12 protein-coding genes are annotated in these 12,798 nt (G+C 65.4%); 8 read left to right on the forward strand and 4 right to left on the reverse strand.

The genetic code is table 11. The features are described 5' to 3' along the window. Positions 1-66: 66 nt before the first annotated feature. The 4 genes from ACZ5BO_RS14945 to ACZ5BO_RS14960 all read left to right on the forward strand — a co-directional run bounded on the left by ACZ5BO_RS14945 (position 67) and on the right by ACZ5BO_RS14960 (position 4,209). Entirely contained in the window at positions 67-564 is a 498-nt protein-coding gene (locus tag ACZ5BO_RS14945; protein WP_025128085.1) for a P-loop nucleotide/nucleoside kinase family protein, read from the forward strand. Positions 565-1,051: 487 nt separating this feature from the next. Then, the gene (locus tag ACZ5BO_RS14950) at positions 1,052-2,461 is read left to right on the forward strand and encodes a circularly permuted type 2 ATP-grasp protein (protein WP_025128086.1); all 1,410 of its coding nucleotides are present in this window, start codon (positions 1,052-1,054) and stop codon (positions 2,459-2,461) included. Positions 2,462-2,464: 3 nt separating this feature from the next. Further along, complete coding sequence (locus ACZ5BO_RS14955; RefSeq protein WP_025128087.1) at positions 2,465-3,415, forward strand: alpha-E domain-containing protein; 951 nt, start codon at positions 2,465-2,467, stop codon at positions 3,413-3,415. After that, on the forward strand, positions 3,412-4,209 hold the full coding sequence (locus ACZ5BO_RS14960) for a transglutaminase family protein (RefSeq protein WP_464700705.1): 798 nt from the start codon (positions 3,412-3,414) through the stop codon (positions 4,207-4,209). Before ACZ5BO_RS14955 ends, ACZ5BO_RS14960 begins: the two co-directional genes overlap by 4 nt. A 10-nt stretch (positions 4,210-4,219) precedes the next feature. Here the strand turns inward: ACZ5BO_RS14960 and ACZ5BO_RS14965 are convergent, their stop codons facing one another. Continuing rightward, a complete protein-coding gene (locus ACZ5BO_RS14965; RefSeq protein WP_025128089.1) occupies positions 4,220-5,017 on the reverse strand; it encodes an AraC family transcriptional regulator in 798 nt (265 codons plus the stop codon). A 111-nt stretch (positions 5,018-5,128) separates the two neighbouring features. Here ACZ5BO_RS14965 and ACZ5BO_RS14970 point away from each other — a divergent pair, with 111 nt between their 5' ends. Continuing rightward, the gene (locus ACZ5BO_RS14970) at positions 5,129-6,079 is read left to right on the forward strand and encodes a DMT family transporter (protein WP_464700707.1); all 951 of its coding nucleotides are present in this window, start codon (positions 5,129-5,131) and stop codon (positions 6,077-6,079) included. 33 nt (positions 6,080-6,112) lie between these two features. Here ACZ5BO_RS14970 and ACZ5BO_RS14975 read toward each other — a convergent pair whose 3' ends face one another. Beyond that, positions 6,113-6,763, reverse strand: a complete 651-nt coding sequence (locus tag ACZ5BO_RS14975) for an SEL1-like repeat protein (RefSeq protein ID WP_464700709.1) — start codon at positions 6,761-6,763, stop codon at positions 6,113-6,115. A gap of 176 nt (positions 6,764-6,939) precedes the next feature. Here ACZ5BO_RS14975 and ACZ5BO_RS14980 point away from each other — a divergent pair, with 176 nt between their 5' ends. From ACZ5BO_RS14980 to ACZ5BO_RS14990, 3 genes are read left to right on the forward strand one after another with little or no spacing between them, the layout of a single operon-like run. Continuing rightward, complete coding sequence (locus tag ACZ5BO_RS14980) at positions 6,940-8,160, forward strand: putative DNA modification/repair radical SAM protein (RefSeq protein WP_025128092.1); 1,221 nt, start codon at positions 6,940-6,942, stop codon at positions 8,158-8,160. Then, entirely contained in the window at positions 8,157-9,050 is an 894-nt protein-coding gene (locus ACZ5BO_RS14985) for a TIGR03915 family putative DNA repair protein (protein WP_464700711.1), read from the forward strand. Before ACZ5BO_RS14980 ends, ACZ5BO_RS14985 begins: the two co-directional genes overlap by 4 nt. 11 nt (positions 9,051-9,061) lie before the next feature. Then, positions 9,062-9,748: a hypothetical protein gene (locus ACZ5BO_RS14990; RefSeq protein ID WP_464700713.1), complete on the forward strand. Its 687-nt coding sequence runs from the start codon at positions 9,062-9,064 to the stop codon at positions 9,746-9,748. Positions 9,749-10,097: 349 nt separating this feature from the next. Here the strand turns inward: ACZ5BO_RS14990 and ACZ5BO_RS14995 are convergent, their stop codons facing one another. Continuing rightward, positions 10,098-11,117: a branched-chain amino acid aminotransferase gene (locus tag ACZ5BO_RS14995; protein ID WP_025128095.1), complete on the reverse strand. Its 1,020-nt coding sequence runs from the start codon at positions 11,115-11,117 to the stop codon at positions 10,098-10,100. Between the two features lie 286 nt (positions 11,118-11,403). Further along, positions 11,404-12,795 (reverse strand): dihydrolipoyl dehydrogenase, encoded by a 1,392-nt coding sequence (gene lpdA / locus ACZ5BO_RS15000; RefSeq protein ID WP_464700715.1) that lies wholly within the window; start codon positions 12,793-12,795, stop codon positions 11,404-11,406. Between the last annotated feature and the right edge of the window lie 3 nt (positions 12,796-12,798).

The raw sequence follows: 12,798 nt of genomic DNA on the forward strand, positions 1-12,798 counted from the left end.
GATAAAGCCTGGACGCGCGGAGCGTTTATGCCGAAGCTGGGCTCCCTCGACCTGGGTAGAACCTGCATGCTCATTGTTTTCAGCGGATTGCCGGGAACCGGCAAGACCACCATCGCCCGCGCCCTGGTGCCACACCTGAAGGCCACCTACCTGCGTATCGACAGCCTCGAACAAGGCTTGCGCAACGCCGGCCTGGCAGAGGTCGGCAAGGCCGGCTATCAACTGGCCCTACAACTGGCCCAGGCCAACCTGGCCCTGGGCAACCCGGTGCTGGCGGACTGTGTCAATCCGGTGGCCGAGAGCCGCCAGGCCTGGCGCGAACTGGCCGGCCACTCGGGAGTCGGGCTGCTGGAGATCGAAGTGGTGTGTTCCGACCTTGAGGAACACCGGCGGCGGGTCGAGACCCGGCAGCTGGATGTACCGGGCCTGCAGCCGCCGAGCTGGCAGTCGGTGCTCGACCACGACTACCAGCCGTGGGAGCCGGACCTGCGCCTGGACAGCGCGCAGCTGTCCCCGCAGCAGGCGGTGGCGCGGATCCTCAAGCGCTTGCCTGGGCGCACCTGAGCCGACGCCAGTGCTCTCCCGGGGGAGCCGGCCGGGCCCTTGAACCTCAATGGTGCGCAGCCTGTGCTGGCCCGGGCCGGGCGCAGGGAGAAATGCCCGGCCCGGTGCGGAAAACTCCCGATAACGGGGCAAAAGAAAACCCTTCCCAGGCTTGATGCACCGATTCTGCTCGTCCGGCCCCCGAATGACCCCCGCTTGAAGCCCAGGGGGCATCAGCGATGCCCATGGCTGGATGAATGTTTTGTCGCCTTTTTGAATCTATTTGTCGCATAGGCTGGGCCGGCCGAGCTGGGCCGCTGCCGGTGTGGGTGCTTGTGCATTTGCGGCATAGCGATTGCTATCACAGTTCCAGGGGCCGGCATCGCCGCCCCGATCGAGGGATTCAGGAGGTGCTCGAAGACCAGGGCCCCCTGTACAAGCGTGAAGCCGGGTTTCACCCACACAGGATTCAGATAAGAAGCCGTTGACCTGACGGCAAGGAGTGGCAATGTCCCGCGCTTTTTTTGATGAGATGTATGCCGCCAGCGGCGCCTGCCGCCCTCACTACCAAGCCTTCGCCCAGTGGCTGGCGGACACCCCCCTGGAACTGCTGGACCAGCGCCGGCGCGAAGCCGACCTGCTGTTCCATCGCGCCGGCATCACCTTCACCCTGTATGGCGACGAGCAGGGCACCGAGCGCCTGATTCCCTTCGACATCATTCCCCGCAGCATCAAGGCCAGCGAATGGCGCACCGTGGAGCGCGGCTGCATCCAGCGGGTGCAGGCGCTGAACCTGTTTCTTGCCGACATCTATCACGCTCAGCGGATTCTCAAGGAGGGCATCATTCCCGCCGAGCAGGTGCTGGCCAACCAAGGCTATCAGATGGCCATGCAGGGCCAGGACCTGCACCGGGGAATCTATGCCCACATCGCCGGGGTCGACCTGGTGCGCGATGGTGATGGCCGCTACTACGTGCTCGAAGACAACCTGCGCACCCCCAGCGGCGTCAGCTACATGCTCGAAGACCGCAAGATGATGATGCGCCTGTTTCCCGAGCTGTTCGCCGCCCAGCGGGTGGCGCCCATCGACCACTACCCGAACCTGCTGCTCGACACCCTGAAGAGCTCCAGCCCGCTGGATAACCCGACCGTGGTGGTGCTGACCCCGGGACGCTTCAACAGCGCCTATTTCGAACACGCGTTCCTGGCCCGGGAGATGGGCGTGGAGCTGGTCGAAGGCGCCGATCTGTTCGTGCGTGACGACCGGGTGTTCATGCGCACCACCGCCGGTGCCCAGGCGGTGGATGTGATCTACCGGCGCCTGGACGATGCCTACCTCGACCCGCTGTCATTCAACCCCGACTCGATGCTCGGGGTGCCCGGGCTGATTGCCGCCTACCGCTGCGGCAACGTGGTGCTGGCCAACGCCGTGGGCACCGGGGTCGCCGACGACAAGTCGATCTACCCCTATGTCGACGAGATGATCCGCTTCTACCTCAGCGAGGAGCCGATCCTCAACAACGTGCCCACTTGGCAATGCCGCAAGCCCGCTGAACTGTCCCATGTACTGGCCAACCTGGCGGACCTGGTGGTCAAGGAAACCCAGGGCTCCGGCGGTTACGGCATGCTGGTGGGCCCGGCGGCCACGGCGGCGGAGATCGAGGAGTTCCGCGCCCGGCTCAAGGCCCGGCCCGAGGCCTATATCGCTCAACCCACACTGTCGTTGTCGACCTGCCCGACCTTCGTCGACAGCGGCATCGCCCCGCGGCATATCGATTTGCGCCCCTTTGTGCTGTCCGGCCGCGAGACCCGCCTGGTGCCCGGCGGCCTGACCCGGGTGGCCCTGCGCGAGGGCTCGCTGGTGGTGAACTCGTCCCAGGGCGGCGGCACCAAGGACACTTGGGTGGTGGAGGACTGAACCATGCTTTCAAGAACCGCTGCAGACCTGTACTGGATGTCCCGCTACCTGGAGCGCGCAGAGAACCTGGCGCGCATGCTCGAAGTCAGCTATTCGCTGTCGCTGATGCCCCAGGCCGGGCGCGGCGATGGCCATGCCGAGCTGGCCATGTCGTTGCTGGCGGCCGGCACCCTGGAGGATTACCACCAGCACCACGGTGAACTCAACACCGAGCGCATGCTGCATTTCTTCGCCCTCGACGACAGCAACCCGGGGAGCATCTACAGCTGCCTGCGGGCCGCCCGCAGCAATGCCCACGCGGTGCGCGGGCGGATCACCGCAGACATGTGGGAGAACATCAACGCCACCTGGCTGGAGATGCGCAACATCGCCCGCAATGGCCTGGGGCGCTACGGCATCAGCCAGTTCTGCGAGTGGGTCAAGGAGCGCTCCCATCTGTTTCGCGGTGCCACCGCCGGCACCATCATGCGCAACGACGCCTACCGCTTCATTCGCCTGGGGACCTTCATCGAGCGCGCCGACAACACCCTGCGCCTGCTGGACGTGCGTTATGAAATGTTCGGCGAGGAATCCGAGGAAGTCAGCGACGACTCGGCCCGCGGCTACTACCAGTGGAGCGCCTTGCTTCGTGCCTTGTCGTCCTTCGAGGCGTTCAACGAGATCTACCGCAATGCTCCGGGCGCCGAGCAGGTGTCCGAGATGCTGCTGTTGCGGGCCGATGTGCCGCGTTCCCTGCACGCCTGCATCGAGGAGCTGGACCAGATCCTCGCCGGCCTGCCGGGAGACAACGGCCGCCCGGCCCAGCGCCTGGCTGCCGAGTTGAACGCGCGCCTGCGCTACACCGGGATCAACGAGATCCTCGATTCCGGACTGCACCAATGGCTGACCGAGTCCATCGCCCAGGTCCGCCACCTGGGGCAGACCGTGCACGAGTCCTATCTGGAGGTGGTATGAAACTGTCCATTCGTCACGACACGACCTACAGCTATGCCGACGAAGTCTGCACCAGCATCCAGTTCCTGCGCCTCACGCCTCAGGACAGCACGCGCCAGCAGATCCTCGAATGGCACCTGGAGTTGCCACGCCGGGTGCGCGCCCAGCGTGATCCCTACGGCAACATCCTCCACGTCATGACCCTCGACGAGCCCCACGGGGCGATTGTCCTCTCAGCCTTTGGCGAGGTGCGGATCGACCCGGACCAGGACGTGGAGGGCGACAGCCAGTCGCCGCTGCCGTTCCTGCGCAGCAGCCACCTGAGCCAGGCCGACCTTGCCCTGAGCGAGTTTGCCCGGCGCCACTGCGGCCAACGCCGTGATCGCGCGGCCTTGATCGACCTGATGCAGGCCCTGGCCGAACACATGCCTTACCGTCCGGGTGCCACCGGAGTCGGCAGCACGGCCGCCGAAGCCTTTGCCGGAGGCGCCGGGGTCTGCCAGGACCACACCCATGCGTTCCTGGCCTGTGCCCGCAGCCTGGGGATTCCCGCGCGCTATGCCTCCGGCTACCTGTGCACCGAGGACCAGAGCCACCTGGCCAGCCATGCCTGGGCCGAAGCCTGGCTCGACGACGGCTGGTACAGCTTCGATGTGACCAACCGCCTGGCCCGGCCCGAGCGCCACCTGAAACTGGCGGTGGGCCTGGACTACCTGGATGCCTGCCCGGTGCGCGGCATGCGCCGGGGAGGAGGGATGGAGCAGATGCACGCGCAGGTGCAGGTCAGTTCAATGATGCAGGTTCAGCATCAATAGGTGCGCGGGCTCAGTCCCGCCCCATGGATTGACGGCGGTACTCATCCGGTGTGGTGCCCATCATCCGCCGGAACATGCTGATAAAGGCTGAGGCGCTGCTGTAGCCCAGGTCCAGGCCAATGCTTTCCACGGTCTGGCCCTGTTCCAGCAAGGCCAGGGCCTGCACCACTTTCAAGCGCTGACGCCATTCGCTCAGGGACATGCCCAGCTCCTGCTGGCTGCGACGCATCAGCGTGCGCTCGCTGGTGTGGGCGGCATGGGCCAGTTGCGGCAGCGAGCGCGGGTCTCCGGGGTTGGCCTTGAGGGTGCGCAGCACCGGCCCCAGCAGCGGGTCATCGGAAGAGGGCAGGTAGCTGCCGGCGCAGGAGGCATGCCCCAGCTTGTCCACCAGCACCTGCAGCAGACGCTGTTGTTCGTCGTTCTGGGGCAGCCCCGGCGGCGCCTGGCGCAGGTCGTCCAGGAGCGCCAGGACCAGCGGGCTGAGGCTCAGGGCGCAGTGCCGGGCGGGCAGGGCGGTGCACAGCTCGGGCGCCAGGTACAGCGAGCAGTGGCAGGCTTCGTGGCGGTTGAACCCCATGTGCTCGACATTGGGCGGCAGCCAGATGCCGTACTGTGGTGGCGCCAGGTAATGGTGGTCGCCCAATTCGATTTCCATCACCCCGCTGTAGGCGTAGACGAACTCGCCCCAGGGATGGCGGTGGCGTGGGTAGGTGGCGTGGGCCGGCAGGTTGGCCGCGCGAAAGAAGATCGGCGCCGGCAGGGCTTCGCTGAAAGGGGGCAGGTGCAGCAGTTGCGCGGCTTTGTTCACGGTGGGCACCGGTTGGCGGATAAGTGCTATGGGCTGGCGGAATAAAACTATATCTAGGAAAACTGTCAGGCGGACAATCCTTCATCACTTTTTCTCCATGAAGGATCTGCCATGGCCACTCGCCAACCCCTGGATGCCACCGCCTGTAGCCTGATGGTCGGCCTGTGCGCGATCTGGGGCCTGCAACAGGTGGCGCTCAAGGCTACTGCGCCGGACATTGCCCCCGTGCTGCAGATTGCCCTGCGTTCCGGCGGCGCGGCGCTGCTGGTGGGGCTGCTGATGCGCTGGCGCGGCGAGAGCCTGGGGCTGGGTGATGGCCACTGGCGTCCGGGCCTGCTGGTGGGCGGGTTGTTCGCCCTGGAGTTTCTGCTGGTGGGTGAAGGGTTGCGCTACACCACGGCCTCGCACATGGCGATCTTTCTCTATACCGCGCCGATCTTCGCCGCCCTCGGGTTGCATTGGCTGATGCCCGCCGAGCGCCTCAAACCTGCGCAATGGCTGGGCATCGGCGTGGCCTTTGGCGGCATAGTCGTGGCCTTCAGCGGACCCTCCACGGCCGGACACGGTGGCGGCAGCAATGTGCTGCTGGGGGATTTTCTCGGGGTGCTGGGCGGGGTTGCCTGGGGCGCCACCACGGTGGTGGTGCGCTGTTCGCGGCTGGCTTCCAGCCCGACCACCCGCACTCTGCAATACCAGTTGCTGGGGGCGTTCGTCTGGCTCGGCCTGGCGGCCCTGCTGTTCGGCCAGACACGGATCCATTTCACTCCCCTGGTGATCGCCAGCCTGGGGTTCCAGGTGCTGGTGGTGTCCTTCGCCAGCTTCCTGATCTGGTTCACGCTGCTGCGCCGTTACCCGGCCTCGCGGCTTGGAGTGCTGTCGTTCATGACTCCGCTGTTCGGCATCGGCTTTGGGGTGTGGCTGCTGCACGAGCCCTTGGAGCGGAGCTTCATCTTCGGCGCGCTGCTGGTGCTGTCGGGGATCGTCATGGTCAGCGGCTACGAATGGCTGCGCCAGCGTCTCAAGCGCAACCGCGAAAGCCCGGTTGCGCCGCGCAGCTCTTGAGAACCCAGCCGCCTCGCGAGCAGGCGCAGGGATTCAGCGTTTCGCCGCCTCAACGGCGTTGCGGATTTCTTCCTGCAATTGGCGGGCGCCGCTGCAGGCCGGGTCGGCGGGGCCGTGCTTGCAGGACTTTTCCAGCACCTTCAATGCCAGGTTGACATCGGGGGTTACGCCTATGCCCCGGCTCAGGTGGAAGCCGTACATGGTGCAGGCCCAGGGATCATCCAGCTCACAGGCCTTGTTGAAGGTCTGCACCGCACAGTGCCGGACGGCCTGGCTGTCGGCATCGGCCGTGAGCATGCCAGCGGCGCGGTTGGTGCATCCGGAGACCAGCCCCAGGCTGCAGGCGCGCTGGTACAGCGCTTCATAGCCGTCCGCGGGGCCCTTTGCCTGTTGCAGGGTGGTTGCCAGCCAGTAGCAGTCGTTGCCGTCGCCGGCTTCGCAGCGCTGCAGGCAGGCCTCCAGTTGCCCAGGGGATGCACAGCGGTTGGCTTGCATGCTGCGTGTCGCGGTCCTGGCCGGCATGTTGTCGCCGGGGCATTGCCTGGCCTGGGCTTGCCAGTCTTGCCGGGCCTGGATGTCGGCATACAGCCTGTCGAACAGGGCCTGGTTGTCTGACGTGGCGCTGGCGGCAAGGCTCGACAGCAGGGCGATGCCGAACAGGCAGAAACGGTAGAGGCGATGCATGGCGCAGAGTCCTTTCCAGAGGAGCGTGGGGGCGGGCGTATGTTAAGGATTTTCGCCAATAGCACCAGGCTGCCGACGGGTTGGCGAGATTTTTTTCACTTTGCCCCCGGCAACGCCCTTGTGGTCCCGGGCTTTTACTCTGTACTGTATATAAAAACAGTATCCGGGCCCCGACCATGCAGTTGATCGACAAGTTGAGCATCCTCGCCGATGCGGCCAAGTACGATGCCTCCTGCGCCAGCAGCGGGGCGCCCAAGCGCAGCTCCGAGGGCAAGAGCGGGCTGGGTTCGAGCAACGGCATGGGCATCTGCCACAGCTATACCCCGGATGGGCGCTGCGTCTCGCTGCTCAAGGTCCTGCTGACCAATTTCTGTCTCTATGACTGCCAGTACTGCGTCAACCGTCGTTCCAGCGACGTGCCCCGGGCGCGCTTCAGCCCCGAGGAAGTGGTGCACCTGACCCTGGATTTCTACCGGCGCAATTGTGTCAGCGGCCTGTTTCTCAGCTCCGGGATCATTCGCTCGGCGGACTACACCATGGAGCAGTTGGTGCGGGTGGCGCAGCTGCTGCGCGAGGTGCATGAATTTCGCGGCTACATCCACCTCAAGACCATTCCCGATGCCGACCCGGCGCTGATCGAGCAGGCCGGGCGCTATGCCGATCGCCTCAGCGTGAATGTCGAGTTGCCCACCGACCAGGGCCTCAGGACCCTGGCCCCGGAAAAACAGCTGGGCTCGATCAAGCAGGCGATGCAGACCATCTACACCGGCGAGCAGACGGTACTCAACGAGCCCCGGGCGCCGCGTTTCGCCCCGGCCGGGCAGAGCACCCAGATGATCGTCGGCGCCGATGACACCGACGACAGCACCATCCTCCACAGTGCCCAGGCGCTGTATGGCAACTTCCGCTTGCGCCGGGTCTATTACTCGGCCTTCAGCCCGATTCCCAACAGCCCGAAAAGCGTGCCCCTGGCGGCGCCGCCGCTGATGCGCGAACACCGCCTGTACCAGGCCGACTTCCTCCTGCGGGGCTACGGTTTTAGTGCCAACGAGCTGTTCAAGGGCCCCGGGCACCTGGCCCTGGACATCGACCCCAAGCTGGCCTGGGCCCTGGAGAATCGCAGCGTGTTTCCCCTCGACCTGAACCGCGCCGAGCCGGCGCTGATCTCGCGGATTCCGGGGATTGGCCTGCGCACCACCCAGCGCCTGGTGGCGTTGCGCCGCGAGCGGCGGATCCGCTTCGAAGACCTGGCGCGCATGCGCTGCGTGCTGAGCAAGGCCAAGCCGTTCTTCATCACCAGCGACTATCACCCGCAGCAGGCGGAAAGCAGCAGTGCCTCGCTCTACCAGCAACTGCGCGATCGCCCGCAGCCGCAGCAGATGGGGCTGTGGGGATGATCAGCCTGGACTGCGACGACCTGTTCGACACCTGGCGCCAGCAGGCGCGCTGGCTGCTCAGCCATTCCATCGACCCGAGCCGGGTCAGTTGGTCCGGCAAGCAGGCAGCCGACCTGTTCGCCAGCGATGAAGACCTCGCCCAGGAGCCGGGCCCTTTTCGCGCGCGCATTCCCCTGGCGCTGTTGCCACTGCTGGAGCGGGCCGGTGCCTGGTGCGGAGAGCAGCGCTGGAGCCTGCTGTACGAAGTGCTGTGGCGGGTCGCACACGGTGATCGCACGGCGATGCTCAGCGGCGATGCGCTGGGCAGCGAGCTGCAACGACGGATCAGGCAGGTGGACCGCGAGGCCCATCACCTGCATGCCTTCGTCCGCTTCGTCAGCGTGCCCGAAGGCCGCTCGAACCTCGCAGAGCAGCCGCAGTACGTGGCCTGGCACGAGCCGGCCCACGACATCCTGGCCAGTGCCAGCGAGCACTTCATCGGACGCGTGGGGCGTCAGCGCTGGATCATCGCCACGCCCCGGGACGGGGTCTGCTATGACGGCCAGCGGCTGATCCACCTGCGCCAGTGCCCGCGTGCCTGGCAACACCTGGCGCAGACCATCGAAGACCCCAAGGGCGACCTGTGGCTGGCCTACTACAGCCATATCTTCAACCCGGCACGGCTCAACCCCAAGGCCATGCAGGGGCATTTGCCGGCGCGGTTCTGGAAGCACCTGCCGGAAGGCCCGCTGATTCCCGCACTGATCAGCGAAGCCCGCCACGGCAAGCAGCGTGATGGCCAGGCCAGCGCCGTGGCGGCGCGGCCGGGCAAGCGGATTGGCCAGGTGCACAGCGATAGCCCTGGGCATTGGTCGGGGCCATCCATGACAATGGGCGGCTTCGAACAATGAGGCAGGCAGCCATGGATGACGGCAAAGGGATTACCGAGGTGTTCTGGTCGAAGACCGTCAGCGACGACGCCAAGATGATGTGGCGGATCGGCAGCCGGGGCGCGACCTTCCTGATGGCCTTGCTGTTGCCCAAGACCGGGTTCAAGGCCGTGGACATCGCAGTGGGGGTGCTGACCATGCTGATCCCCTTGCTGGTGATCGAAACGCAAAGGGCCTATTCGAAGTTCTCCCCCGGGTTCCTGGCCTGGGTGATCCGCATCAGCGTGTTTGCCAGCGGTGTGGCCATGGCCAGCCTGGGGCTGGTGATCTACTTCGGGGTGGTCATGCCCGTGGTTTCGGCGGTGGGGGTGCATTTCTTCCAGCAAAGTACTCGCTACCACGGGCAGGGGCAGAGCGCTGTGGAGCTCTTCGGATTCTGGTGGATGGCAGCCGTCACCGGGTTTGCCGTGCTGTATGCGCTGTTGAAGAATTTTCGCGAGACGAAGATTTTCGAGATTGTCTATCACCTGCCGCGCAACGCGGTGCGGCAACTCATGCAGGATCGGCCATTGCGTGCTGACAACTGGCCGATGTTCGTCTGGTTCGAACTCTGTGTGTTGATCGGCAGCTTCCTCTACACCTTCATGGCCTCCCAGGCTGCGTTGCTGGTGGTGGACGGGGCGCGACAGGTGTTGAAGTTGTTCGGAACCGGCCTCTAGGGAGGGACCCGCCTTCGTCGAGAGGAAGACGGGCACCGCGGGCTGTGGCAAGGCGCCACCTGGTGGGGCTCGGCCCTCGGCAGCAACTGTACTTGAAGCTGGTCGTCAGGTTGCGCGGGGCACCCTGGTTGCCGCAGGAACCGGCGTTGCTGTAGCCGCTGCGATCGAACCGGTTGTCGAGGTTGAGGGAGGCGCTGAGGTCCGAATGATAAAGCTTGTCCTATGGATCGTTGCCAAAGCTCCGCAAGAAAAGTCTGACGCCGCTCTGCCAGGAACGCACAGACAGATTCCAGGCATGAAAAAGCCCGCCCCTGGCAAGCAGGGGCGGGCCTGGCTGAAGCAGGGGGGATCAGACCTTGACGATCCAGCCCGCTGGCGCTTCAACGTCGCCGGTCTGCACGCCGGTCAGCTCTTTGTAGAGCTTCTGGGTGATCGGGCCGACTTCTTTTTCGCTATAGAACACGTGCAGCTTGTTCTGGTATTCGATGCCGCCGATCGGGGTGATCACGGCGGCGGTACCGCAGGCACCGGCTTCCTTGAAGTCCGACAGCTTGTCGATGAACACGTCGCCCTCGATCACTTCCAGGCCCAGGCGGGTCTTGGCCAGTTCGATCAGCGACAGGCGGGTGATGCCTGGCAGCACGGAAGGCGAGTTCGGGGTGACGAACTTGTCATCGTGGGTGATGCCGAAGAAGTTGGCCGAGCCGACTTCCTCGATCTTGCGGTGGGTCAGCGGGTCGAGGTAGATGCAGTCGGCGAAGTGCGCCTTCTTGGCCTCGGAGCCGGGCATCAGGCTGGCGGCGTAGTTGCCACCGACCTTGGCCGCGCCGGTGCCTTGCGGGGCTGCACGGTCGTAGCTGGAGATCAGGAAGTTGTGCGGGGTCAGGCCGCCCTTGAAGTAGGCGCCGACCGGGATGGCGAAGATCGAGAAGATGAACTCCGGCGCGGTACGCACGCCGATGTTGTCGCCGACGCCGATCACGAACGGGCGCAGGTACAGGGCGCCGCCGGTGCCGTAAGGCGGGATGAAGCGCTCGTTGGCGCGAACCACTTCCTTGCAGGCCTCGATGAACTGCTCGGTGGGCACCTGGGGCATCAGCAGGCGTGCGCAGCTGCGCTGCATGCGGGCGGCGTTCTGGTCCGGGCGGAACAGGTTGATCGAGCCGTCCTTGCAGCGGTAGGCCTTCAGGCCTTCGAAACATTGCTGGCCATAGTGCAGGGCGGTGGAGCCCTCGCTGATGTGCAGCACGTTGTCAGCGGTCAAGGTGCCCTTGTCCCACTCGCCATTACGCCAGTGCGACAGATAGCGCTTGTCTGTCTTGATGTAGTCAAAACCCAGCTTGTCCCAATTGATGCTTTCGTTACCCATGACACCCTCTATCGCTTAACAACCGTCGGAACGGCTCAAGGCTTCTGACGTTTTTTGGATGGGCACAACAATACTGCATTCCGGGGGCGTCCCGCATCCCGGACGATGGGAGGGGGAGCAAAAAAACATAGCCTGCTTATGAAGCGTCCCCATAACAGCCCCCATAGCCCCTGTAGGAGCGAGCTTGCTCGCGAAGGCCTCGGCGCGAACGCGTGGCTATCCCCGTCAGCCCTTTCGCGAGCAAGCTCGCTCCTACCTGGGCAGTGTCCTGTGTGCCCCTGAATGCTTACAGATGCAGGGCGTGGCCCAGTGCTCGCAGCGCTGCTTCCTGGACCGCTTCACCCAGGGTCGGGTGGGCGTGGATGGTGCCGCCGATGTCTTCCAGGCGTGCGCCCATTTCCAGGGACTGACCGAAGGCCGTGGACAATTCGGAGACCCCGACCCCCACCGCCTGCCAGCCGACAATCAGGTGATTGTCCCGTCGCGCCACCACCCGCACGAAACCGCTTTTCGATTCCAGGGTCATGGCCCGGCCATTGGCCGCGAACGGGAAGCTGCTGACGATGCAATCCAGGCCGGCCGACTTGGCTTCGTCCGGGGTCTTGCCCACCACCACCAGTTCCGGGTCGGTGAAGCACACCGCCGGGATTGCCGCCGGGTTGAACTCGCGGTGCTTGCCGGCGATCAGCTCGGCGACCATCTCGCCCTGGGCCATGGCCCGGTGCGCGAGCATCGGCTCACCGCTGAGGTCGCCGATGGCCCAGACGTTGCGCATGCTGGTCTGGCAGCGGTTGTCGATCTTGATCGCCGCGCCGTTCATGTCCAGGTTCAGGGCTTCCAGGTTCCAGCCCTGGGTGTTGGGCTTGCGGCCCACCGCCACCAGCACCTGGTCGGTGGCCAGGTTCAGGGTGTCGCCGTTGGGCTCGCGCACCTGCAGGCTGCTGCTGGCGGCGTCGAAGCCGAGCACGCTGTGCTTGAGGTAGAGCTTGATCCCCAACTGTTTCACCGATTCGAGCACCGGCTGGGTCAGCTCGGCGTCATAGGCCGGAAGGATGCGCTCCTGGGCCTCGACCACGCTGACTTCGACCCCGAGCTTGCGGTAGGCGATGCCCAGCTCCAGGCCGATGTAGCCGCCGCCGACCACGCTCAGGCGCTTGGGCAGGGTCTTGGGCGCCAGGGCCTCGGTGGAGGAGATGATCGGCCCGCCGAGGGGCAGCATCGGCAGGTTGACGCTTTTCGAACCGGTGGCCAGCAGCAGGTGCTCGCACTGGATGCGGGTGTCGGCGCCGTCGATCTCCACGGTCTTGCCGTCGATGACCTTGGCCCAGCCCTGGATCACCTGGACCTTGTTTTTCTTCAACAGCGCGGCAACCCCGGTGGTCAGGCGGTCGACGATGCCGTCCTTCCATTCCACGCTCTTGCCGATGTTCAGGGTTGGCGCCGCCACTTCGATGCCCAGGGCCGAGCCCTGGCTGTGGTGGCGGGTCTGATGGAACTGCTCGGCGACATGGATCAGCGCCTTGGACGGGATGCAGCCGATGTTCAGGCAGGTGCCGCCCAGGGCCTGGCCCTCCACCAGAATGGTGGAGATGCCCAGCTGGCCGGCGCGGATCGCCGCCACGTAACCGCCGGGGCCGCCGCCGATGATCAGCAGCTGGGTATTGAGAGTCTGAGGCATGTC

The organism is Pseudomonas sp. FFPRI_1, assembly GCF_055384485.1.

Excerpts from the sequence above, each read along its gene's own strand:
- ACZ5BO_RS14990 (WP_464700713.1), top strand. The coding sequence starts at position 9,062 with ATGGATGACGGCAAAGGGATTACCGAGGTGTTCTGGTCGAAGACCGTC.
- ACZ5BO_RS14945 (WP_025128085.1), top strand. The coding sequence starts at position 67 with ATGCTCATTGTTTTCAGCGGATTGCCGGGAACCGGCAAGACCACCATC.
- ACZ5BO_RS14970 (WP_464700707.1), top strand. The coding sequence starts at position 5,129 with ATGGCCACTCGCCAACCCCTGGATGCCACCGCCTGTAGCCTGATGGTC.
- lpdA (WP_464700715.1), bottom strand. The coding sequence starts at position 12,795 with ATGCCTCAGACTCTCAATACCCAGCTGCTGATCATCGGCGGCGGCCCC.
- ACZ5BO_RS14985 (WP_464700711.1), top strand. The coding sequence starts at position 8,157 with ATGATCAGCCTGGACTGCGACGACCTGTTCGACACCTGGCGCCAGCAG.
- ACZ5BO_RS14995 (WP_025128095.1), bottom strand. The coding sequence starts at position 11,117 with ATGGGTAACGAAAGCATCAATTGGGACAAGCTGGGTTTTGACTACATC.
- ACZ5BO_RS14955 (WP_025128087.1), top strand. The coding sequence starts at position 2,465 with ATGCTTTCAAGAACCGCTGCAGACCTGTACTGGATGTCCCGCTACCTG.
- ACZ5BO_RS14980 (WP_025128092.1), top strand. The coding sequence starts at position 6,940 with ATGCAGTTGATCGACAAGTTGAGCATCCTCGCCGATGCGGCCAAGTAC.
- ACZ5BO_RS14960 (WP_464700705.1), top strand. The coding sequence starts at position 3,412 with ATGAAACTGTCCATTCGTCACGACACGACCTACAGCTATGCCGACGAA.
- ACZ5BO_RS14950 (WP_025128086.1), top strand. The coding sequence starts at position 1,052 with ATGTCCCGCGCTTTTTTTGATGAGATGTATGCCGCCAGCGGCGCCTGC.
- ACZ5BO_RS14975 (WP_464700709.1), bottom strand. The coding sequence starts at position 6,763 with ATGCATCGCCTCTACCGTTTCTGCCTGTTCGGCATCGCCCTGCTGTCG.